Source organism: Solihabitans fulvus (genome assembly GCF_008386585.1).
In the GTDB taxonomy this organism is placed as follows: domain Bacteria; phylum Actinomycetota; class Actinomycetes; order Mycobacteriales; family Pseudonocardiaceae; genus Solihabitans; species Solihabitans fulvus.
This window is the reverse complement of record NZ_VUOB01000061.1, coordinates 31,976-56,527: the sequence shown is the minus strand read 5'-3', so window position 1 is coordinate 56,527 and position 24,552 is coordinate 31,976. Positions and strand designations below refer to the sequence as shown.

The 24,552-nt window shown below is 73.7% G+C and carries 3 protein-coding genes; all 3 read right to left on the bottom strand.

The window, feature by feature from the left end:
- Positions 1-62 precede the first annotated feature (62 nt).
- Genes F0L68_RS30130 through F0L68_RS30120 form a run of 3 tightly spaced genes read right to left on the bottom strand, consistent with a single transcriptional unit; the run spans position 63 to position 24,474 of the window.
- Positions 63-281 carry an MbtH family protein gene (locus F0L68_RS30130; protein WP_149853240.1) on the bottom strand — a complete coding sequence of 73 codons (219 nt, stop codon included), beginning with the start codon at positions 279-281 and terminating at the stop codon, positions 63-65.
- Positions 278-15,205, bottom strand: a complete 14,928-nt coding sequence (locus F0L68_RS30125) for a non-ribosomal peptide synthetase (RefSeq protein ID WP_149853239.1) — start codon at positions 15,203-15,205, stop codon at positions 278-280. The genes F0L68_RS30130 and F0L68_RS30125 overlap by 4 nt, the downstream gene beginning before the upstream one ends.
- Positions 15,202-24,474, bottom strand: a complete 9,273-nt coding sequence (locus tag F0L68_RS30120; protein WP_149853238.1) for a non-ribosomal peptide synthetase — start codon at positions 24,472-24,474, stop codon at positions 15,202-15,204. Before F0L68_RS30120 ends, F0L68_RS30125 begins: the two co-directional genes overlap by 4 nt.
- Positions 24,475-24,552: the final 78 nt, after the last annotated feature.

Below are 24,552 nucleotides of genomic sequence, written 5' to 3'. Positions count from 1 at the left end.
CCTATCAACGTTTCTGGCGTTCATTTCCGTGCAAGTTCCTGCAATGGCAGGAGATTCGCCGGTCAGGCCCGATCGTTCGCCATGGCGGCGACCAGGCTCAGCGGGCGCATGTCCGTCCAGTGCTCGTTGATGTAGTCCAGGCAGACCGTGCGGGTGTCCTGGCCGTAGGCGACGGTCCAGCCGCCGGGCACCGCGGCGAACGCGGGCCACAGCGAGTACTGGCCCTCGTCGTTGACCAGCACCAGGTAGGACAGCTCGTCGCTCTCGAACGGGTTGCTCATGACTGATTTCCCTTCTCGCGCAGCGTCTCCGCCAGCACCCTGCCGATCTCGGCGAGCGGGGCGGGCTGGGTCATGTCGTTGTGGTGGCAGGCGACGTCGTGCCGGTGCACGGCGCCGCCGACGTGCGGACGCCACCGGTCCGGCGACGGGCCGTCGGCGCCCTGGTCGAGCGCGGCGACGAACAGCAGCACGTCGGTGGCGACCGTGGCCGGCACGAACGTCCTGGCCAGGTCGGAGTTGTTGGCGAACACCTCGTACAGCGCGGACAGGTGGCGTTCCTCGAGGCCGTCGAGCACGCCGCCCTGGTCGCGCAGCAGCTCGACGATGCGCGCGTGGTCGACCGGGCCGTCGCCGAGGCTGTCCCGGTCGTAGCCGGCGAGGTCGAGCATGGCGTGCAGGAGTTCCTGCTCGTCCAGGAAGGCCCTCGGCGTACGTTCGTCACCGACCTTCGGGAAGGAGTCGAGCAGCGCGAGCAGCGCGACCGTCTCCCCCTCGCGTTCCAACCGGGCGGCCATCGCGTGCGCCACCAGGCCGCCGAAGGACCAGCCGAGCAGGTGGTAGGGCCCGGACGGCTGGACCGCGCGGATCTCCGCGAGGTAGTCGGCCGCGACCTCTTCCACCGTCGCCGGCAGCTCCTCCTCGGTCTCGATGCCCCGCGACTGGAGGCCGTAGATGGGCACGTCGGGGCCGAGGTGCTTCATCAGCCCCGAGTAGGACCAGCCGAGCCCGCTGGCCGGGTGCACGCAGAACAGCGGCGGGCGGGTGCCCTGCCGGCGCAACGGGAGCAGCGTGTCGAACGCGCTGCCGCCGTCGTCAGCGCCGAGCCGTTCGGCGAGGGCGGCCACGGTCGGCGCCTCGAACAGGCTGCGGATGGCCAGGTCGACGCCGAAGGTCGCGCGGACCCGGCTGATCAGCCTGGTGGCCAACAGCGAGTGGCCGCCGAGGTCGAAGAAGCCGTCGTCGATGCCGACCGAGGCAAGGCCGAGCACCTCGGCGAACAGCTCGCACAGCACGCGTTCCCGTTGGGTGCGCGCGGACCTGCCCGACACGTGCGCGCCGAGGTCGGGGGCCGGCAGCCCGCGCCGGTCGACCTTTCCGTTGGGAGTCAACGGAATGTCGTCCAGCGGCACGAACGCGGACGGCAGCATGTACTCCGGCAGGCGCGCGGACAGCTGCTCGCGCAGCGATCCCGCCTCCGGCAGGTCGCGTCCGGTTTCGGGCACCAGGTAGGCCACCAGCCGCTGGTCGCCCGGCCGGTCCTCGCGGACGATCACCGTGGCCCGCGCGATCTCCGGCCGCCCGACCAGCACCGACTCGATCTCGCCGAGCTCGATGCGGAACCCGCGCAGCTTCACCTGGTCGTCGACGCGGCGCAGGAAGTACAGGTTGCCGTCCGGCTGCCAGCGCACCACGTCGCCCGTGCGGTACATCCTGGTGCCGGACGCGCCGAAGGGGTCCGGCAGGAACTTCGTCGCGGTCAGGTCGGGCCGGTTGAGGTAGCCGCGCGCCAGGCCGTTGCCCGCCACGTACAGCTCGCCCGGCGCGCCGACCGGCACGGGCTGGAGGTGCTCGTCGAGCACGTAGAGCCGCGTGTTGGCCAGCGGGCGACCGATGGGCAGCGGGCCCGAGGGAATCGCCTGTCCCGGCTCGATCCGGTACTCGGTGCAGTTGACCGTGGTCTCGGTCGGGCCGTACATGTTCAGCACGGTCGTCCCGGGGTGCTCGCGCCGCCACTCGTCGACCAGCTCGCCGAGCAGCAACTCCCCGCCGAGCAACAGTTCCGTGTCGGGCGAGAACTCCTCGGGCAGCGCGGCCAGCATCGGCAGGTGGCTCGGGGTCGCCTTGAGGAAGGTGCACGGCCTGCGCCGCAGCTCGGCGCGCACGGCGGGGTCGGCGTTCTCCAGGGTGGTGGCGAGCACGGTGCCGCCGACGGTCAGCGGCACGAACATCGCCGTGACGGTGAGGTCGAAGGAGATCGGCGAGTGCAGCAGCGCCAACCCGCGCACGCCGGCGTAGTCGCCGCCGGCGAACGCCAGGTAGTCGGTGAGCGAGCGGTGCTCGATCACCACGCCCTTGGGGCGGCCGGTGGAGCCGGACGTGTAGATCACGTAGGCTGGGTTGCCCAGCGCCAGCGCGCCGAGCCGGTCCTCGTCGACGAGGTCGCCGTCCCGGTGGCCCGCGACGGCGTCCAGCGTGGCCGGGTCGTCGACGAGAACGCCTTGGGCCACCGCGGTTTCCGGCAGCACAGCGGCCAGCGCCCGGTTGGTGAGCAGCAGCGCGGGGCGCGTGTCGGCGAGCATGTACTCGATGCGGTCGGCCGGATAGTCGGGGTCGACCGGCACGTAGGCGGCGCCGGCCTTGAGCACGCCGAGCAGGCTCACCACCAGGTCGGCCGAGCGGGGCAGCGCGACCGCGACGAACTGCTCGGGGCCGACGCCCCGACCCACCAGGAAGCGGGCCAACCGGTTGGCGCGGCGGTTGAGTTCCGCGTAGCTCAGCTCGACACCGTCGTGCAGCAGCGCGGTCGCGTCGGGGGTGCGGGCCACCTGCGCCTGGAACAGCTCCGGCAGCGTCGCGGTCGGCACCGCGGTGTCGGTGTCGTTCCACGCCACCAGCATCCGTTCGCGCTCCGGCGCGTCGAGGAGGTCGACCGCGCCGATCGGCTGGTCCGGGTCGGCCGCGACCGCCGTGAGCAGCCGCAGCAGGCGGGTGCCGATCGTGGCGACGGTGTCCCGGTCGAACAGGTCGGTGCGGTACTCCAGCCTGCCGAGGATGCCGGTCGGCGCGCCGGCCTCGTCGCGCTGTTCGCCGAGGCTGACGGACAGGTCGAACTTGGCCGCGCCGGTGCCGGCCGGCACCGCGTCGATCCGCAGCCCCGGCAGCTCCAGCGCGATCTCGGTGTGGTTCTGGAACGCCAGCGCCACCTGGAACAGCGGGTGCCTGGCCAGCGACCTCGGCGGGTTCAGCGCCTCGACCAGCCGCTCGAAGGGCAGGTCCTGGTGCGCGTACGCGGCCAGATCGGTCTCGCGGACGCGGTCGAGCAGCGCGCGGAAGCTGGGGTTGCCGCCGGTGTCGGTGCGCAGCACCAGCGTGTTCACGAAGAAGCCGACCAGGTCGTCGAGCGCTTCGTCGGTGCGCCCGGCGATCGGGCTGCCGAGCGGGATGTCCGTGCCGGCGCCGAGCCTGGTCAGCAGCGCGGACAGCGCCGCCTGCACGATCATGAACAGGCTGGTCTGGCTGGCCATGGCGAGGTCGACGAGTCGTTGGTGCAGCTCGGGTTCGACCGTCAACGGGACGGTGTCGCCGACGAACGCGGCCTCGGCGGGCCTCGGCCGGTCGGCCGGCAGGTCGAGCTGGTCGGGCAGGCCCGCGAGGGCGGTGCGCCAGAAGTCCAGCTGGGCGGTCACCCTGCTGTCCCGGTCGCTCTCCGCGCCGAGCACCTCGCGCTGCCAGAGGCTGTAGTCGGCGTACTGCACCGGAAGCGGTGTCCAGTCGGGCGCGCGGCCGGTGCGCCGCGCCGAGTAGGCCGCCGCGAGGTCGCGCGCCAGCGGACCGGCGGACGCGCCGTCGCTCGCGATGTGGTGCAGCACCAGGACGAGCACGTGTTCGGTCTCGGCCAGCGCGAACAGCGTCACGCGCAGCGGCAGCTGCCTGGTGAGGTCGAAGCCCTCGGTGCTCGCGGCGGCCACCTCGCCGGTCAGGGCGGCCTCCGCGATGTCCACAGTGGACAGTTTCGGTCGCGCGATGTCGGCGTCCAAAACGACCTGGCGCGGCTCGCCGTCGGTCTCTGGGAAGATCGTGCGCAGGCTCTCGTGCCGCTCCACCAAGTCGCCGAGCGCGGCGCGCAGCGCGTCGACGTCCAGCTCGCCGGACAGCCGCAACGCCAGCGGCACGTTGTAGGCGCCGCCAGCGCCCTCGAACCGGTTGAGGAACCACAGCCTGCGCTGCACGAAGGACAGCGGAACCTCGGCCGGCCGAGGCATCGGGCGCAGCGGCGCGCGCACGTCGCCGCCGGCCGCGCCGAGCCTGCCGGACAGCCCCGCGACGGTCGGGTGCTCGAACAGGCTCCTGATCGGCAGCTCCGCGCCGAACACCGACCGGACCCGGTTAACCAGGCGGGTGGCCAGCAGCGAGTGGCCGCCGAGGTCGAAGAAGTTGTCGTCGATGCCGACCGAGGCGACGCCGAGCACCTCGGCGAACACCCCGCACAGGATCTCCTCCTGCGGGGTGCGCGGCGGACGCCCGCCGGAACCCGCGCCGAAGTCCGGCTCCGGCAGCGCCTTGCGGTCCACCTTGCCGTTGGAGGTCAGCGGCAGCGCGTCGAGCGCGACCAGCGCCGACGGCACCATCGCCTCGGGCAGCACGGCCGCAAGCTCGCCGCGCACCCGCTGCGCGTCGACCGCGCCGACCAGGTAGCCCACGAGCCGGTGTTGGCCTGCCGGGTCGGGACTGACCGTCACCACGGTGTCGGTCACGCCGGGCACGGCCCGCAGTGCCGCCTCGACCTCGCCGAGTTCGATGCGCTGGCCGCGGATCTTCACCTGGTGGTCGCGGCGGCCGAGGAACTCCAGTTGGCCGTCGGCGCGGTACCGCACCCGGTCGCCGGTGCGGTAGAGCCGCGCGCCGGGGCGCTCGGCGAACGGGTCAGGCACGAACGCGGACGCCGTCTTCACCGCGTCGCCGAGGTAGCCGTGCCCGACGCCGACACCGCCGACGCACAGCTCGCCGGCCACCCCGGCCGGCACGGGCTCCAGCAGCTCGTCCAGGACGTACAGGCTGGTGTTGCGGATGGCGCGGCCGATCGGCACGGTCGCGCCGGCCGCCAGCGTCGCCGGCGTGAGCACCGCGTGCGTGACGTCGTCGGAACATTCGGTCGGGCCGTAGGCGTTGACCAGCGGGATGTCCGGGTAGCGGTCGAACCAGCGGCGGCACACCTGCTCGGGCAGCGCCTCGCCGGTGACCATCAGCCAGCGCAGGGCGGGCAGCGCAACCGAGGGCGCGCCGGCGTCCCAGGCGTCCAACGCGGTGCGCAGCAACGAGGGCACGACCTCGAGCACGGAGATCCGCTCGGTGGCCACCCGCTCGAACAGGCCGAGCGGGTCCAGCGCGGTGTCCTCGCCGATCACCCGCACGCGGCCGCCCGCCACCAGCCCGGCCAGCATCTGCCACACCGAGATGTCGAAGGTCAGCGGGGCGTTCTGCACCACACTGTCCACTTCGGACAGTGCCAGGTCCTCGACCTTGGCCAGCAGGTGGTTGACCATGCCGGCCCTGTGCACCATCGCGCCCTTGGGGCGGCCGGTCGAACCCGAGGTGAAGATGACGTAGGCGAGGTCGGCCGGCCGGCCCGCCACCGGGTACAGGTCGGCGGCGGGGTCGGTGTCCTCGCCGAGCACGACGACCTCGATCGGCTCGCCGGTCTCGGCGACGAGTTCGCGCGCCTGGTCCGCGCGCGCGGGCTCGGTCAGCAGCCACCGCGCGCCGCTGTCGGCCAGCAGGCCGGCGACGCGCGACATGGGCGCCCGGGGATCCAGCGGCACGTACGCGCCGCCCGCGCCGAGCACGCCGAGCACCGCGACGGGCACCCGCACGCTCCGGTCCGCGAGGATCCCGACGATCGAACCGGTGCCGACGCCGTCGGCCGCGAGCGCGCGGGACAGCGCGCTCGCCCGGCCCGCGACCTCGCCGTAGGTCAGCGTGGCCCGGTCGTCGACGACGGCGACCGCGTCGGGCCTGCGGCGCGCGATGGACCGGACCTGTTGCACGACACCGTCGAGATCGTCCGCGCGGCCGGTGCAGTTCCAGTCGATCAGCAGCCGCTGCCGCTCGGCCGGGTCGAGGATGTCCAGCTCGCCGATGCGCCGGTCCTGGTCGGCGACGATGCCGCCGAGCAGCCGGACGAAGCGGTCGGCCACGGCGCGCGCGGTGTCCTCGTCGAACAGGTCGAGGCTGAAGTCGAGGCGGCCGGTGATGCCGTCCGGCCTTTCGGTGAGATCCATGGACAGGTCGAACTGGGCCGCGTGCGCGCCGAGGTTCTCCACCGTCACGTCGAGGCCGGGCAGTGCGAGGTCGGCGCCACTGTTGTTCTGTAGCACCAACAACACCTGGAACAGCGGGTTGCGGGCCATCGACCGCGCCGGGTTCAGCACCTCGACGAGGCGCTCGAAGGGCAGCTCCTGGTTGGCGTAGGCGGCGAGGTCCGCGTCGCGCACCCTGCGCAGCAGCTCGGCGAAGGTCGGGTCGCCCGAGGTGTCGGTGCGCAGCACCAGGGTGTTCACGAAGAAGCCGACCAGCTCGTCCAGCGCGTCGTCGGTGCGGCCGGCGATCGGGCTGCCGATCGGGATGTCCGTGCCGGCCCCCAACCGAGTCAGCAGCGCCGCGACGGCGGCCTGCAACACCATGAACAGGCTCGTCTGGTGCTGCCGGACCAGCTCGCCGAGGCCGAGGTGCAGCTCGGCGGGCACCTCGAAGATCAGGGTGCCGCCGCGCAGGCTCGCGACGGCGGGCCTCGGCCGGTCCGCCGGCAGGTCGAGCTGGTCGGGAAGGTCGGCCAGCGCGGTGGTCCAGAAGTCCACCTGCCTGGCGATGGCGCTGTCCGCGTCCTCCTCGCGCCCCATGATCTCGCGCTGCCACAGGCTGTAGTCCGCGTACTGCACGGGAAGCGGCTCCCAGCCGGGCGCCTCGCCGCGCAGCCGCGCGCCGTAGGCGTCGGAGAAGTCCCGGGCCAGCGGGGCCATCGACCACCCGTCGCCCGCGATGTGGTGCAGCACCAACAGCAGCAGGTGCTCGCCGCCGCCGAGCCGGAACAGCTCGGCGCGCAGCGGCGGGTCGACGGACAGGTCGAAGCCCCGCGCGACGACGGCCTGCGCGGCCTCGGCAAGCTCGTCCTCGGCGAGGTCGGTGAGCGGCACGGTCGGCGTGGCCGCGTCGGCGGTCAGCACCAGCTGGTACGGCTCGCCGTCGGACTCCGGGAACACCGTGCGCAGGCTCTCGTGCCGGTCGATCACGTCGCGCAGCGCGGCCTGGAGCGCCGCGCGGTCCAGCTCGCCGCGCAGCCGCAGCGCCACCGGGATCTTGTACGGGGAGTTGGCCCCCTCCAACCGGTTGAGGAACCAGAGCCTGCGCTGGCCGTAGGACATCGGCACGCGCTCGGGCCTGGCCATCGGGCGCAGCGTCTGCCGCGCGGTGGCGGCGTTGCCGAGCGAAGTCGCGAGCTTGGCCACGGTCGGCGCCTCGAACAGGCTACGCACCGCGAGTTCCACGCCGAGCGCCGACCGGATCCGGCTGACCAGCCTGGTGGCCAGCAGGGAATGGCCGCCGAGCGCGAAGAAGCCGTCGTCGATGCCGACCTCGGGCAGTCCCAGCACGTCCGCGAACAGCCCGCACAGGATCTCCTCCTGCGGGGTCCTCGGCGCGCGCCCGGTGCCCGCGGCCGCGTAGTCCGGGGCGGGTAGCGCGCGGCGGTCCAGCTTGCCGTTCACGGTGAGGGGCAACGACTCCAGGACGACGAACGCGGCCGGCACCATGTACTCGGGCAGAGCGGCGGCGGCGTGGTCGCGCAGCGCGTCCAGGTCGAGATCCCCGCCGGCCTCCGGCACGGCGTAGCCGACCAGCCGCTTGTCGCCCGGCCGGTCCTCGCGGACGATCACGGCGAGCTGCGCCAGGCCGGGCCGGCCGGCCAGCGCCGCCTCGATCTCGCCGAGCTCGATCCGGAAGCCGCGGATCTTCACCTGCTCGTCGGCGCGGCCGACGAACTCCAGCGCTCCCATGGCGTTCCAGCGGACGACGTCGCCGGTCCGGTACATCCGGCCGGCCGAGGCGAAGGGGTCGGCGACGAACCGTTCGGCGGTCGGCGCCGGCCTGCGCAGGTAGCCCCTGGCGAGCCCGGCCCCGGCGATGTACAGCTCCCCGGTGACCCCCGGCGGCACCAGCCGCAGGTTGTCGTCAAGGACGTAGACCCGCATGTTGTCCAGCGGTCCGCCGATCGGCACCGTGGCCGGCACCGGGTCGCCTGCGCGCAGCAGGTGGCGGGTGGCGAACGTGGTGGTCTCGGTCGGGCCGTAGCCGTCGCCGAAGACCAGCGACGGGCACGCGTCCAGCACTCGCCGCACGGTCGCCGGCGGCACGACATCGCCGCCGGACCACACCTCCCGGACGCCCGAGAAGCACTCCGGGCACTCCTCGGCCAGCAGCCGGAACAGGCCGGCGGTGAGCCACAGCCCGGTGATCTCGGTGACCACGATGATCCGCGCCAGGTCTGCGATGCCCAGTTCGCCGGCCGGCGCGACGACAAGCTGGCGGCCGGACAGCAGCGGCACCCACAGCTCGTAGGTCGAGGCGTCGAAGGCGTGCGGCGAGTGCAGCAGCACCCGGTCGTGGTTGGGGCCGTGCCAGGAGCTGTCGTCGGCCAGGCTGAGCACGTCGTGGTGGGTAACCGCGACGCCCTTGGGCGTGCCGGTGGATCCCGAGGTGTACATGACGTACGCCAGTTGCTCGGGATGCCCGGCCACGCCGGGGTCGGTGTCCGGCTGCCGCGCGAGCGTGGCGTCCGTGTCGACGAGGATCACCTGTGCGTCGTGCCGGAACTCGATGCCGCGCGTGGCCGTGGCTGCCCCCGCGAACAGGTCTTCGGTCTCCGTGCCCGACCCCGCAAACGAGTCTTCGGTGAGCAGCACCCTGGATTCGGTCTGCGCCATCACCTGTTCCAGGCGGGCGACCGGGCTGCGCGCGTCGAGGGGCACGTACGCGCCGCCAGCCTTGAGCACCGCCAGGGTGGCGACGACGAGCTGCACCGAGCGTTCCAGAAGGATCGCCACCCGGTCCTCGCTCTCGACCCCGGCCGCGATCAGCCGGTGCGCCAGGCGGTTGGCCCTGCGGTCGAGTTCGCGGTAGCTGATCCGCTCGCCGTCGGCGATCAGGGCGACGGCATCGGGCGTGGCGGTGACCTGCTCGGCGAAGCGTTGCTGCACCGAGCTTTCCGCACGCCCGGCCGGCAGCACCGCGCCGTTCCACTCGCCGAGCAGGCGATCCCGTTCCGCGGCGGTCAGCACGTCGACGTGGCCGACCGGGCGGTCCGGGTCGGCGGCGGCGAGTTCGAGCAGGCTCAGCAGGCGCTGCGCCAGCAGCTCGACGTCGGCGCGGTCCAGCACGTCGGCGCGGTAGTTCAGCCGAATCTCCAGGCGCGGTCCCGGAATCGCCACGACCGTGAGCGGGTAGTGGGTGGCGTCCCTGCCGTCGATGCCGGTCGCGCGCAGGCCGGTGCCCGGCAGGGTGAGGGCCGCCGGGTCCAGCGGGTAGTTCTCGAACACCAGCAGGGTGTCGAACAGCTCGCCGAGCCCGGCGAGGCCGCCGATGTCGGCGAGCCCGAGGTGTTGGTGCGCCATCAGCGCGGACTGCTGCTCCTGCAACCGGGTCAGCAGGCCGGCCAGCGACTCGGCCGGGTCGAGCCGCACCCGCACGGGCATGGTGTTGATGAACAGCCCCACCATCTGCTCGACACCGGGCACCTCGGGCGGCCGCCCGGACACCGTCGCGCCGAACAGCACGTCGCCGCGCCCGGTCAGGCCGCCGAGCAGCACGCCCCAGACGCCCTGGAACACCGTGTTGAGCGTGAGCCCGAGCCGCTTGGCGCGGTCGGTCAGCGCGGCGGTCAGCTCCGTGGACAGGTCGACGGAGAGCCGCTCGGGAAGGGCGGGGACGCGGCTCGGGTCGGCCGGCGCGAGCAGGGTCGGCTCCTCGACACCCGCCAGCGCCGCGCGCCACGCGCCTTCGGCCGGCGCGCGGTCCTGGCGGACGAACCAGGCCAGGTAGTCGCGGTAGGGGTGCGCGGTCGGCAGGGCCGTGTCGACACCGCCTGCCGCGTAGATCTCGAACAGCTCGCGCACCAGCAGCGGCGCGGACCAGCCGTCCAGCAGGATGTGGTGGTTGGTGAACACCAGCCGGTGCCGCCCGCCGGCCAATCGGATCGCGGTGAACCGCAGCAGCGGCGGCGCGGCAAGGTCGAAGCGGGTGGCCCGGTCCAGCGCGAGCAGTCGCTCCAACTCGACGGTCTCATTGTCCACAGTGGACAGATCGATGTCGTGCCACGGCAACGACACCTCGCGCGGCACGAACTGCACCGGGCCGCGCAGCCCGTCCTGCCAGAAGCCGGCTCGCAGGTTCGGATGCCGGTCGAGCAGGACGCGGGCGCTCGCGCGCAGCACGTCGACATCCAGCGGTCCTTCGAGGTCGAGCAGCAGCTGGACGGTGTAGACGTCCGAGGCGTCCCGGTCGTAGAGCGCGTGGAACAGCAGCCCGTGTTGCAGGGAGGACAGCGGCAGCACGTCGGTCAGCTCGCCGCCGGCCGTCTCGACGATCTCGATCTCCTGCTGCCGCAACGACACGAGCGGCAGGTCCGACGGCGTCCTGCCGCCCGCGCCCGGTCGGGCCGCGTGCGCGGCGAGCGTGTCGAGGGCGCGGAACCACGCCTCCGCCAGGTCCCGCACGTCCGACTCGGGCAGCAGGCCACCGGGCCAGGACCAGGTGACCGTCAGCCTTGGACCGTCGGCGTGGTCCTCGGTGAGCGCCGTGATCTCCAGGCCGTGCGGCGCGGGTGTGCCGGGGTCGACGCCGCCGCCGAGCGCGCCGGCCTCTGGCGCGGCCGACCACTCCGCGCCGCTGTCGGCGCCGGGCGCGGCGAACCGGCCGAGGTAGTTGAAGCCGAGCTGCGGCGCGGGCAGCCCGGCGAGCATCGGTCCGGTCTGCGGGTTGAGGTGGCGCAGCAGGCCGTAGCCGATCCCGTTGTCCGGCACCGCTCGCAGCTGTTCCTTGACCCGCTTGAGCGCCGCGCCGACGGATTCCCCGCCGGCCAGGACGTCCGCCCAGTCGGTGACCTCCGCGTCGAGGCGGACCGGATACAGGCTGGTGAACCAGCCGACCGTGCGGGACAGGTCGACGCCGTCGACGACGTCCTCCCTGCCGTGCCCCTCCAGGTCGAGCAGCACGCTCGACTCGGCCACGCCGCGACCGCGCCGCCAGTCGGCGACGGCCAGCGCCAGCGCGGTGAGCAGCACGTCGTTGACGCGGCCGTGGACCGCGGCGGGCACGCGGGTCAGCAGCGGCTCGGTCCGCTCGGCCGGCAGGCTCAGCGTGAGCTGCCGCACTGTTTCCACGGTGTCCACGGCGGCGTCCAGCGGGCGGTCGCCGAGCAACGGGTCGGGGCCGGCGGCCTGCTGCGTCCAGCCGGCGATCTCGGCGAGCCGCGCCGGGTGCTGCGCCAGCGCGACGAGGTGTTCGGCCCAGCGGCGGTAGGAGGTGCCGACGGGGGCGAGGACGGGGGTCTCGCCCGCCGCGACCACCCGCCACGCGGCGGCCAGGTCGGGCAGCAGGATCCGCCAGGACACGCCGTCGACGACGAGGTGGTGCGCCAGCACGAGCAGCCGGCCCGGCCGGTCGGGGCCAGCGTCCAGCCAAACCACCCTGAGCATCGCGCCGCGCTCGGGGGACAGCAGGGCCTGCGCCTGTTTCGCCTGTGCGGCAGCGAGTTCGCGCAGGTCCGCGCCGGCGGCGTCGACCCTGGTCACACAGGAGGCCGCCGACACCGCGCCGCGCGGCGCGACCTCGAGGCCCCAGACGATGCCACCGGCCCTGGTCAGCCGCAGCCGCAGCGTGTCGTGGTGGTCCAGCAGCGCCTGCACGGCCGCGACCAGCCGCTCCTCGCCGAGGTCCGCCGGCACGGTCAGCAACATCGACTGGTGGAAGCCGTCGATGGGGCCGCCGCGCTCGCGCAGCCAGTGCACGATCGGCGTCAGCGCCACCACGCCGACGCCGTCGTCTGCCGGCGCGGCCACGGCCTCCGTCGCGCCGACGGCGACCGCGGCGAGCCCGGCGACCGTTCGGTGCTCGAACACCTGCCTCGGGGTGATCACCAGGCCGGCCTTGCGGGCGCGGCTGACCAGCTGGATGGACACGATGCTGTCGCCGCCGAGGTCGAAGAAGCTGTCCAGCACGCCGACCGTCGGCACGCCGAGCACCTCGGCGAACAGGCCGAGCAGAGTTCGCTCGACCGGGGTGCGCGGCGCGACGGTGGTCGCGGCGCGCGGCGTGAACTCGGGCTTGGGCAGGGCCTGGCGGTCGAGCTTGCTTCCGTTGGCGGTCAACGGGAACTCGGTGAGCGACACGAACGCGGCCGGCACCATGTGCTCCGGCAGCCGCGCGGCGACGGTGTCCCGCAGCTCACCCGGCACGACCATCGCGCCGTCGACGGGCACGACGTAGGCGACGAGCTGCTTCACGCCCGGCTGGTCCTCGCGCACCACCACAGTGGCCCGCGCGACCTCGGGGTGGGCCACGAGCGCGGACTCGATCTCGCCCAGCTCGATCCGGAACCCACGCACCTTCACCTGGTCGTCGGCGCGGCCGAGGTACTCCAGTTCTGCGCAAGACTCGCTCGCGGGCTCGGTCCAGCGCACCACGTCCCCGGTGCGGTACATCCGTTTACCGTGCCCCGCAAAGGGGTCGGCGACGAACCGCGCGGCGGTCAGGCCGGGGCGGCGCAGGTAGCCGCGCGCCAACCCGGCGCCCGAGACGTACAGCTCGCCGGCGACGCCGGCCGGGACCGGCTGGAGGTTGCCGTCGAGCACGTACACGTGGGTGTTCCACACGGGCCGGCCGATCGGCGGGATCTTGGTGCCGGACAGCGGTTCGCTGAAGGTCGCCGCGACGGTTGACTCCGTCGGGCCGTAGGCGTTGATCATCCGACGCCCCGGCGACCATGCGGCGACCAGCTCGCCAGAGCAGGCGTCGCCGCCGACGACCAGCGTGCGGAACTCCGGCAGCGCGGTTGGCGGGACGCTGGCGAGCGCGGCCGGCGGGATCAGCGCGTGCGTGACACCCTGGCGCGCCAGCAGCTCCGCGAGTTCGCGGCCGACCAGGGGGCCCGGCGGCGGGATGACCAGCGCGGCCCCGGCGCGGAACGCCATGCACAGCTCCAGCACACAGGCGTCGAAGCTGGGCGAGGAGAACTGGAGTACCCGATCGCCGGGGCGGACGTCGAAACGGTCCACCTCGGCCGCGGCGAAGCTCGCCAGGCCGGCGTGCGAGACCACGACACCCTTGGGCGTGCCGGTGGACCCGGAGGTGTAGATGACGTACGCGGGGTGTTGCGCGCGCAGCCCGGTGTCCGTCGGGTCGGTCGCCGGGTGGCCGTCGAGGACGAGCTCGTCCAGCAGCAGCGCGCAGTCCGGGTGCGGCACGTCGCTCGTGGCGAGCACGAGTGCAGGCGCGGCGTCGGCGAGCATGAACGCGACGCGGTCGGCCGGGTAGCTCGGGTCGATCGGCAGGTACGCCCCGCCTGCCTTGGTGACGGCGAGCACCGCGACGACCAGGTCGACCGACCTCGGCAGCGCGAGCGCGACCAGCCGTTCCGGCCCGACGCCGCGCTCGATCAGCAGGTGCGCCAACCGGTTCGCGCGCTCGTTCAGCTCGCCGTAGGTCAGCTCGACACCCGGCGCGATCAGCGCGGCGCCGGCCGGGGTCTTGGCCGCCTGGTCCTCGAACAGCGACGTCAGCGTGCCGGGCGGGATGTCGCGCGCGGAGTCGTTCCACCGCACCAGGATCTGCTCGCGCTCGTCCGGGGCCAGCACGTCGATCCGGCCGACCGGCAGCTCCGGCTGGGCGATCACCGCGTCGAGGACGCGCCGCAGCCGCGCCAGGATCCGTTCGGCCGTGGCGTGGTCGAACAGGTCGGGTCGGTAGTCCAACCGCAGCTGGAGCCGCGATCCCGGCATCGCAACGAGGGTGAGCGGGTAGTGGGTCGCGTCGCGGCCGGTGATGCCCTCGACCGTCAGCCCCGTGCCCGGCAGCCTCAGCGCGTCGGGGTCGAGCGGGTAGTTCTCGAACACGGTCAGCGTGTCGAACATCTCGCCGAGGCCGAGCAGGTTCTGCACATCGGACAGGCGGAGGTGCTGGTGGCCGAGCAGCGCGGCCTGCTCGGCCTGGAGGCGTCCCAGCAGCTCGATCAGCGGTTCGGCCGGGTCCGTGCGCACGCGGACTGGGAGGGTGTTGATGAACAGGCCAACCATGGACTCGACGCCGGCCAGCTGCGGCGGACGCCCGGACACCGTCGCGCCGAACAGCACGTCCGTGCGCCCGGTGAGCCGGCCGAGCACGAGGCCCCAGGCGCCCTGCACCACGGTGTTGAGGGTGAGGCCGTGCCGCCGCGCCTCGCGCTGCACCCGGCGGGTCAGCTCCTCGGACAGCTCGACGGTGAGCTTCTCGGGGGCGATGGGCGCGCGGCCGGGGTCGGCGCGCGCCAGCAGCGTCGGCTCGGTCACGCCGGCCAGCGACTCCCGCCAGGACTCCTCGGCGGCGGCGCGGTCCTGCCCGGCGAGCCAGCCGAGATAGTCGCGGTACGGCGTCACCCTGGGCAGCCCGGTCTCCGCGCCGCGCTGCGCGTACAGCGTGAACAGCTCGCGCACCAGCAGCGGCATCGACCAGCCGTCCAGCAGGATGTGGTGGTTGGCCACGACCAGCCGGTGTCGGTCGGCGCCGAGCCGGATGAGGGTGAAGCGCAGCAGCGGCGCGGCGGTCAGGTCGAACCGGGTGGCCCGGTCCTCCGCCAGCAGGCGCGCCAGCTCGTCCGCCTGCCGCGCACCGTCCACAGTGGATAGATCGTGTTCCGTCCAGGGCAGCTCGACGTCCCTGGCGATGACCTGGACGGTCTCCCCCGTCTTGCGCTGCCGGAAGCTCGCCCGCAGGTTCGCGTGCCGACGCAGCAGCACGGCGACGGCGTCGCGCAGCACCGAGGTGTCGGTGGCGCCCTTGAGGTCGAAGGCGAACTGCACGGTGTAGACGTCCGGCGTCTGCTCGTCGTAGAGGGCGTGGAACAGCAGGCCCTCCTGTAACGGCGACAGCGGCAGCACGTCCTCGACTCGCGATTGCCTCACTTCGACATCTCCCACTCTGCTTGCAAGTCGTCTTCGAACTCGTCGATCTCGTCCTGGCTCAGGGAGACCAGGGTGAGGTCGGATGGCGTGTAGCCGCCCGCGTCGGGCCGCTCGGCGTGCGCGACCAGGCTCCGCAGCGCGCGGAACCAGCGTTCGGCGAGCCCGAGGATGCTGTGCTCGGACACCAGGTCCTCGGCCCAGAGCCAGGTCACCGCGAGCCGGGGCCCGCCGTCGGTGTCCTGGGTGGCCGCGGTGACCTCGATGCCGTGCGGCAGCCGCATGGCCGGGTCGGCCCCGCCGCCGAGCCCGGCGGACTCCGGCGCGGCCTGCCAGTCCACCGGCCCGGTCGACTCGGTGGCCGCGAACCGGCCGAGGTAGTTGAACCCGAGCTGCGGCCGGGCCAGCCCGGCGAGGGCGGGACCGGTGTCGGGGTTGAGATGGCGCAGCATGCCGTAGCCGATCCCGTTGTCCGGTATGGCACGCAGCTGCTCCTTGACGCGCTTGAGCGCCACGCCGACGGACGGACCGCCGGCGAACGCGTCGGCGCGGTCGAGCGGTCCGGGGTCCAGCCGCACCGGGTAGAGGCTGGTGAACCAGCCGACCGTGCGGGAAAGGTCGATGTCGGCGGCGATCTCCTCGCGGCCGTGTCCTTCAAGGTCGACCAGCACGGGCCCGTCCGCGCCGCGCCAGTCCGCGACGGCGAGCGCGAGGCCGGTCAGCAGGACGTCGTTGACGCCGGCGTGGAACGCGGTCGGCACGGTGGTCAGCAGCGGCTCGGTGGTCTCGGTCGGCAGGTGCAGGGTGAGCGCGCGCATGGTGCCCGCGGTGTGCCGCGCGGGGTCGAGCGGCCGGTCCGTCAGCAGCGGGTCGGGTGCGGCGAGGATCTCCTGCCACAGCGGGAGTTCGGCCGCCCGGGTCGGCTCGAGCGCGAGTTCGGCGAGCCGCTGCGTCCAGCGTCGGTAGGAGGTGCCCACCCTCGGCAGCTCGATCGGCTCGCCCGCCGCGACCGCCCGCCACGCGGCGGCGAGGTCGGGCACCAGGATCCGCCAGGACACCCCGTCCACCACCAGGTGGTGAGCCACGATCAGGAGCCGGCCAGACCGGGCCGGGCCCGCGTCGAACCACACGAGCCGCAGCATCGCGCCGTCCTCCGGCGCCAGCCGCGCCACGGCGAGGGCGGTGTGCTCGGTCACCAGCGCGGCGAGGTCCGCACCGGTCGCGTCCACCCGCAGCACGCCGGCCTCGGCGGCCACCGAGCCGCGCGGCGCGACCGTGAGCCGCCAGTCTGGGACGCGCCGCGTCCGCAGCGCGTCGTGGTGGTCCAGTAGTGCCTGCACGGCCGCGACCAGCCGCTCCTCGCCGAGGTCAGCCGGCACGGTCAGCAGCATCGACTGGTGGAAGCCGTCGGTCGGGCCGCCGCGCTCGGCGAGCCCGCGCACCACCGGAACCGGTGCCAGCGCGCCGATTCCGGCGTCGGGATCCTCCGCGACGGGCGCCTCGACGGTGCCGACCACGGTCGCCAGCGCCTCGACCGTCTTGCGTTCGAAGACATCGCGCGGAGAGAACACCAGGCCGGCGGCCTTGGCTCGGCTGACGAGCTGGATGGAGACGATGCTGTCGCCGCCGAGGTCGAAGAAGCTGTCCGCCGGCCCGACCTCGGTTCGGCCGAGCACCTCGACGAACAGCTCGCACAGCGCGCGTTCGGTCTCGGTGTTCGGCTCCCGCCAGGCCGCCGAGGAGCCGAAGTCCGGCGCGGGCAGCGCCCTGCGGTCGAGTTTTCCGTTGGGGCCGACCGGAAGCGCGGCCAGCGACACGAACGCGGCCGGCACCATGTACTCGGGCACCGAGTCGGCGACATGCGCCCGCAGGTCCGCCGCGTCGGCCTCGGTGGCGGACACCACGTAGGCGACCAACTGCCGCACACCCGGCTGGTCCTCGCGCACCACCACGGCGACGTGATCCACGGCGGGGTGGCCGGCCAGCACTGACTCGATCTCGCCGAGCTCGATCCGGAACCCGCGCACCTTCACCTGGTCGTCGGCGCGGCCGAGGTACTCGACGCTGCCGTCCTCGCGCCACCGCGCGACATCGCCGGTGCGGTACATCCGCGCGCCCCCGCCACGGAAGGGATCGGCGACGAACCGCTGCGCGGTCAGGTCGGCGCGGCCACGGTAGCCCCTGGCCAGCTGCTCCCCCGCGAGGTAGAGCTCGCCGGCCGTGCCAGGCGGCACCGGCCGCAGCGCCGCGTCCAGCACGTACAGCGCGGTGTTCCACACCGGCCGCCCGATCGGCACGGTGTCCGTACCGGGCACGCACTGCCAGGAGGTGACGTCGACGGACGCCTCCGTCGGGCCGTAGAGATTGTGCAGCTCGCAGTCGAGCACCGCGAAGAACCGGTCCCGCAGCTCGCGCGGCAGCGCCTCGCCGCTACAGATCACCCTGCGCAGGCTCGCGCAGCCCGCCGGGTCGGCCTGGCCGAGGAACGCCTGCAACATCGAGGGCACGAAGTGCACCGTGGTGATCCGCGCGTCGCGGACCAGGCCGGACAGGTACGCGGGATCCTTGTGCCCCTCCGGTTTCGCCACCACGAGGGTCGCGCCTGCCAGCAGCGGCCAGAAGAACTCCCACACCGACACGTCGAAGCCGGACGACGTCTTCTGCAACACTCGGTCCTGCGGGGTCAGGCCGTAGCGGTCCTGCATCCACAGCAGCCGGTTGACGATCCCGTGGTGCGGCACCACCACGCCCTTGGGCCGCCCGGTCGATCCCGAGGTGTAGATGACGTAGGCAGGGTGGTCCGGCCGCAGCGGCGCGCGGCGGTCGCGGTCGGTGAGGTTGCCGGCCGGTCGGCCCGCCAGCAACGGCGTCAGCTCGTCGTGGTCTAGCAGGAGCCGTGGCACGCCAGGGGTTTCCGGCAGATCGGCGGCGATCCGCGCGGTGCTCAGCAGCAGCGGGCAGCGGGCGTCGGTCAGCAGGTAGTCGATGCGGTCGGCGGGATAGTCCGGATCGACCGGCAGGTAGGCGGCGCCGGCCTTGTGCACGGCGTGCAGCGCGACGATCAGCTCCAGCGACCGGGGCACGGCCACGGCGACCAGGCTTTCCGGGCCGGCCCCGCGCTCGACGAGCAGCCTGGCGAGCCGGTTGGCGCGCTCGTTGAGTTCGGCGTAGGTCAGCGTGTGCCCCTCGAACACCACGGCGACGGCGTCCGGGGTGCGGGCCGCCTGCGCCTCGAACAGGGCGGGCAGCGTGCTGTCCGGCACCTCGCGAGCGGTGTCGTTCCAGGTGTGCAGCACGAGTTCCCGCTCCCGCGCCGACACGAGGTCAAGGCGGCCGACGGGGCGGTTCGGGTCGGCCGCGAGGTCGGCGAGCAGCCGCAGCAGCCGCCCGGCCGTGCCCTCGGCGGTCGCGCGGTCCACCAGTTCGGGTCGGTGGTCCAGCCGGAACCGCAGGCGGGGCCCGGGAATCGCGACGAGGGTCAGCGGGTAGTGCGTGGCGTCCCTGCCCTCGACGCCGAGGATGCGCGGCTCGCTGTCGGCGGGCGCGAGGGCCTGCGGGTCGAGCGGGTAGTTCTCGAACACGGTGAGCGTGTCGAACAGCTCGCCGTGGCCGACGGCGCGCTGGATCTCGGCGAGGCCGAGGTACTGGTGCGGCAGCAGCGCGGACTGTTGCTCCTGCACCTCCGCCAGCAGCTGCACCGCCGGCCTTGCCGGGTCCAGCCGCACCCGCACCGGCAGGCTGTTGATGAACAGGCCGACCATCGACTCCACGCCGGGGAGCTCCGCAGGCCGGCCGGACACCGTTGCCCCGAACACGACGTCGTCCCGCCCGGTCAGCGCGCCGAGCAACACTCCCCAGGCGCCCTGCACCACGGTGTTCATCGTCAGGCCGTGCCGCCGCGCCTGGCCGGCCAGGTCGGCGGTCACCGCCTCGGACAGCTCGAACTCGATGCGCTCCGGCGGCGCGGCGGCGCGTTCGGATCCCTTGCGCGCCACCAGGGTCGGCTCGGCGAGGCCGGCCAGCGCGGCGCGCCACGCCTCGGTGGCCGTCGCGCGGTCCTGGCCGGCCAGCCACGTCAGGTAGTCGCGGTACGGGGTCGCCCTTGGCGCGTCGGAACCGTGGTAGCGCAGGAACAGCTCCCGCGCCACGAGCGGCATCGACCAGCCGTCGAGCAGGATGTGGTGGTTGGTGAGCACGAGCCGGTGTCGCCGTTCGCCCAGCCGCACCAGGGTGATCCGCAGCAGCGGCGGCGCGGTCAGGTCGAACCGGGCCGCGCGGTCGCCGACCAGCAGCTCGGGCAGGTCGGCCTCGCGGCCGGTGAGGTCAACCTCGCGCCAGGGCAGTTCGACGCGCTCGGGCAGCACGGCGACCGGCGCGCGCAGGCCGTCGTGCCGGAAGCCCGCGCGGAGGTTGGGGTGGTTGTCCAGCAGGTCCTGCGCCGCACGCCGCAGCCGTCGCGGGTCGAGGTCGCCGGCGAGGTCGAAGCAGAACTGCACGGTGTAGACGTCGGTCGTCTGCTGGTCGTAGAGGGCGTGGAAGAGCAGGCCCTCCTGCAACGGTGACGCCGGCAGCACGTCGGCCAGCGGCGGGTTCGCCGCCTCCAGCGCGTCGATCTCGTGCTGGGACAGCGACACCAGCGGCAGGTCCGACGGGGTGCGCCCGCCGGCGTCCCGGCGCGCCGCGTGGTCGGCAAGCGCGCCGAGCGCGCGGAACCAGGCCGCCGCCAGCTCCCGCACCTCGTCCTCGGCGAACAGCCCGTCGGCCCAGCTCCAGGTGACGGCCAGCCGTGGCCCGTCCTGGCCGTCCCTCGTGATCGCGTTGATCTCGAGTCCGTGCGCCAGCGGCAGTTCCGGGTCGGCGGCCGGGGCGACGGCCTGCGCGGTGACGGCCCAGTCGCCGTCGTCGGCGGCGATCCGGCCGAGGTAGTTGAAGCCGAGCTGCGGCGGCCGCGGCCGGGTCAGCGCGGGTCCGTGCTCGGAGTTGAGGTAGCGCAACAGCCCGAAACCGATGCCGTTGTCCGGCAGGGACCTCAGCTGTTCCTTGATCCGCTTGAGCGCGACACCGGCAGCCGGTCCGCCCGCCATCGCCTCGGCCACGTCCAGCTCTCCGAGGTCGAGCCGCGCCGGGTACAGGCTGGTGAACCAGCCTACCGTGCGGGACAGGTCGACACCGTCGACGATGTCCTCGCGGCCGTGGCTCTCCAGGTCGACCAGCAGCGGGCCGCCCGGGGCGCGCCACTGGGCAACGGCGAGCGCGAGGGCGGTCAGCAGGACGTCGTTGACGCGCGCGTGGAACGCGGCCGGCACGCGGGTGAGCAGCGGTTCGGTCGCCTCGACGGACAGCTCGACCGTGCAGGACCGTGAGGTCGCCTCGGTGTCTCGCGCCGTGTCGAGCGTTCTGGTACCCAGCAACGGTTCCTCGGTGTCGAGCACGTCCGTCCACAGTGGAATCTCGGCGATCCGCTCCGGCGCGGCGGCGTGCTCGGCCAGCAGCTCGGTCCACCGCCGGTAGGACGTGCCGACCGGGGCCAGTCGGGGCTCGCGGCCCTCGGCGACGGCCTGCCAGGCCGCGGCGAGGTCGGGCAGCAGGATCCGCCAGGACACGCCGTCCACGAGCAGGTGATGGGCGACCAGGAGCAGCCGCCCCTGCCGCTGCGGCCCCGCGTCGAACCACACCACCCGGAACGACGCGCCCGCGTCGGGAAAGAGCCAGCGTGCGGCGGCCTCCGCGTGCTCCGCGATCACCGACTCGCGGTCGTCCTCGGCGACGGCGACCCGGACAGTGCAGGAGGCCGCCGACACCGAGCCGCGCGGGGTGACCTCAAGGCCCCAGTCGCGGCTCTCCGCCGGCCGGGTGACCCCGATCCGCAGCGCGTCGTGGTGGTCGAGCACGGCCTGCACGGCGGCGACCAGCCGTTCATAGCCGAGGTCGGCCGGCACGGTCAGCAGCACGGACTGGTTGACGGCGTCGATGGGGCCGCCGCGCTCGCGCAGCCACCGCGCGATCGGCGCGAGCGTCAGGTCCCCGACGCCGGTGTCCGGCGCCTGCCCGGCGGGCGCCTGCACGGCGCCGGCCACCTCGGCCAGCCGCGCGACCGTCTTGTGCGCGAACACATCGCGGGGCGTCAGCGCGAGCCCGGCGGCCCTGGCCCTGCTGACCAGCTGGATGGACACGATGCTGTCGCCGCCGAGGTCGAAGAAGCTGTCGTCCACGCCGACCTCGGGCAGCCCGAGCACGTCGGCGACCAGGCCGCACAGCACGCGCTCCGCGTGCGTGGCCGGCGCGCGGCCGCCCGCCCCGGCCGCGTAGTCCGGCGCGGGCAGCGCCCTGCGGTCCAGCTTGCCGTTCGGGTTGAGCGGCAACGAGGTCAGCGCGACGAACGCGGCCGGGACCATGTACTCGGGCAGCGCGTCGGCGACCCACTCGCGCAGGTCGGTCGGCGCAGAACCGTCGGCCGGCAAAGACCCGTCGGCCGGCGCAGTCCCGTCAGCCGGCACAGACCCGCCGGCCGGCACAGACCCGTCTACCGGCGCAGACCCATCGACCGGCACGACGTAGGCGACGAGCTGCTTCACCCCTGGCGCGTCCTCGCGCACGACCACGACCGCCTGTGCCACACCGGGATGCCCGGCCAGCACGGACTCGATCTCGCCGAGCTCGATCCGGAACCCGCGCACCTTCACCTGGTCGTCCGCGCGGCCGAGGTACTCGATCTCGCCGGACGCGTTCCACCGCACCGTGTCCCCGGTCCGGTAGAGCCGTCCTCCCTGCGTGGCAAAGGGATCGGCGACGAACCGCGCCGCAGTCAGCTCTGGCCGGCCAAGATAGCCCCTGGCCAGGCCGCCTCCGGCGAGGTACAGCTCGCCGGTCACGCCGGGCGGCACCGGCCGCAGGGCGCCATCCAGCACGTAGGCCCTGGTGTTGGCCAGCGGCCGGCCGATCGGCGGCGCCTGCGCGATCTCGCCGTCGGAGTACCAGGCCGTCGCGTAGACGGTGGCCTCGGTCGGGCCGTAGATGTTGGCGATCCCGCAGCCCGGTACGGCCGCGCGGATGTCGCGCACCGCCTGCTGCGACAGGCCCTCGCCGGCCAGCACCACCAGCTCCGCGGTGGCGTGCACGCCGCCGTGCGCGAGCACCTGGGCGAGCGCCGAGGGCACCGCGCTGATCAGCGTGCCGCTCCACCGTCCGTCGGGCCGCTCGGTCAGCGCGAGCAGGTCGCGCACCACCTCGATGCTGCCGCCGCAGGACAGCGGGCCGAACATCTCGAAGACCGACACGTCGAAGTTGAGCGAGGTCGACGCGAGCACTCTGGCCAGCAGCGCAGGACCGAGGTCGCGGACGGCCCACGCGGCCAGCTCCACCACGCTGCGCTGCGCGACCGCGACGCCCTTGGGCCGCCCGGTCGAGCCCGAGGTGTAGATGACGTACGCGGAGTTCGCCGGCCGCAGCGGCGCGAGCCGGTCCGCGTCGGTGAGGTTGCCGTCCGCGCGGCCCGCCAGCGCGGCCAGGACGTCCCGGTCGTCCAGGGACAGCACGGCGGGCGGGTCGACCTCGGGCAGCGGCACCCGCCCCGGCCGGTCGGTCAGCACCAGCACGGGCCGCGAGTCGGCCAGCATGAACGCGATCCGGTCGGCCGGGTAGTTGGGGTCGACCGGAACGTACGCGCCGCCCGCCTTGAGCACGGCGAGCAGCGCGACGATCAGCTCCTCGGTCCTCGGCATGGCCAACGCGACGAACCGCTCCGGGCCGACCCCGCGCTCGACCAGCAGCCGCGCCAACCGGTTGGCGCGCCGGTTCAGCTCCGCGTAGGTCAGCGACCGGTCCGCGTGCACGACCGCGACCGCCTCGGGTGTTCTGGCGACCTGCTCCTCGATCAGTTCCGCGAGGACGCCGCCGGGCACCGGGTCGTCGGTGTCGTTCCACGTCGACAGCACCAGCGTGCGTTCGTTGTCGGACACCAGGTCCAGCTCGGCGACTGGCCCGGCGGGGCCGGCGGCGAGCAGCGCGTCCAGCAGTGCGAGGAACCGGCGCGGCACGTCCGCGCGCGCGTCCTGGCCGTATAACTCGGGGTTGAGGTCGAAGCAGAGGTCGACCCCGCCGTCCCCGGCCCGCCCGTCGATCACCAGGGACAGGTCGTCGACGGGACCGCCAGCGAGGTTGCCGACCGCGCCGGGCAGGCCGGCGAAGTCGAGGTCGTAGTCGGCGACCACGATGTTCACGTGGGGGCCGACCAGCCTGGTGTCGTCGGCGAGCAGCTTCAGGTCGCGGCGCAGGTCCTCGTAGCGGTAGAGCTGGTGGCGCAGCGCGCCGTGCAGCTCGCGGGAGGCGTGCCGGAGGTACTCGGCCACGGACAGGTCGGGCCGGTGGGTCAGCCGCAGCGGCACGATGTTGGACACCATGCCGGGCACGGCCGCGACCTCCGCGCCGACCCGCGCCGCCACCGGCAGGCCGAGCACGACGTCCCGCGCGCCAGTGAGCCGGTGTAGTTGCAGGCCGAGCGTGGCCACGAGCACCGACGGCCAGCTCACCTCGGCCTCGCGGGCCAGCACCCGGACACCGTCCATTCGGGACGGTGACAGGCTTTCGGTCTGCCGGGTGAGGCCGTGCGAGACGGTCGGCTGCCGGCCGGCCAGGCTGACCGGCTCGGGGCGATCGCCCATCCGCGCCAGCCAGTACGCGCGGTCGCGGTCGAACTTCGCGGACTCGCGGTAGGCGGCCTCGCGGTCGACCAGGGTGCGCAGCGGGCCGAAGGGGCTCGCGCCGGCGTCCGTGCCGGCGACCGCGGCGGTGTAGCACGCGGCGACCCTGCGCTCCACCAGGGACATGCCGAGCCCGTCGAGCAGGAGGTGGTGGTATCGCTGGTACCACTGGTGTCGGCGCGGACCCAGCCGCAGCAGCGCGAACAGGAACAGCGGTCCCTGGGTCGGGTCCACCGGCGTGGCGAGTTCGGCGCGCATCCAGCGGTCCGCCGCGGCGGCGGGGTCGGGCTCGTCGCCGAAGTCCAGCAGCCGCAGGGACCACGCCGGGTCCTCGTCCACCACCAGCGCGACCTCCGTGCCGTCCTCGGCCACGCGGACGCGCAGGGCCTCGGCCTCGCGGACGGTCTGCCGCAGCGCGGCCTCGAACGCCGTCGTGTCAACGGATCCAGGGATGTCGACGTACTCCGCGATGTTGTAGATCGGGTTCGTCGGGTCGAGGCGCTGGGCGAACCAGACGCCCGCCTGCGCGACCGTCAGCGGCAGGCGAGCAGGTGCGGCACCGGACATGGTCATTCGCCCCTCGCTTCAACTCAACGAACATCCTTGTTTCGCAACAGATCGGCGCTCAGCTTCCGCAGCGACGACGCGGCA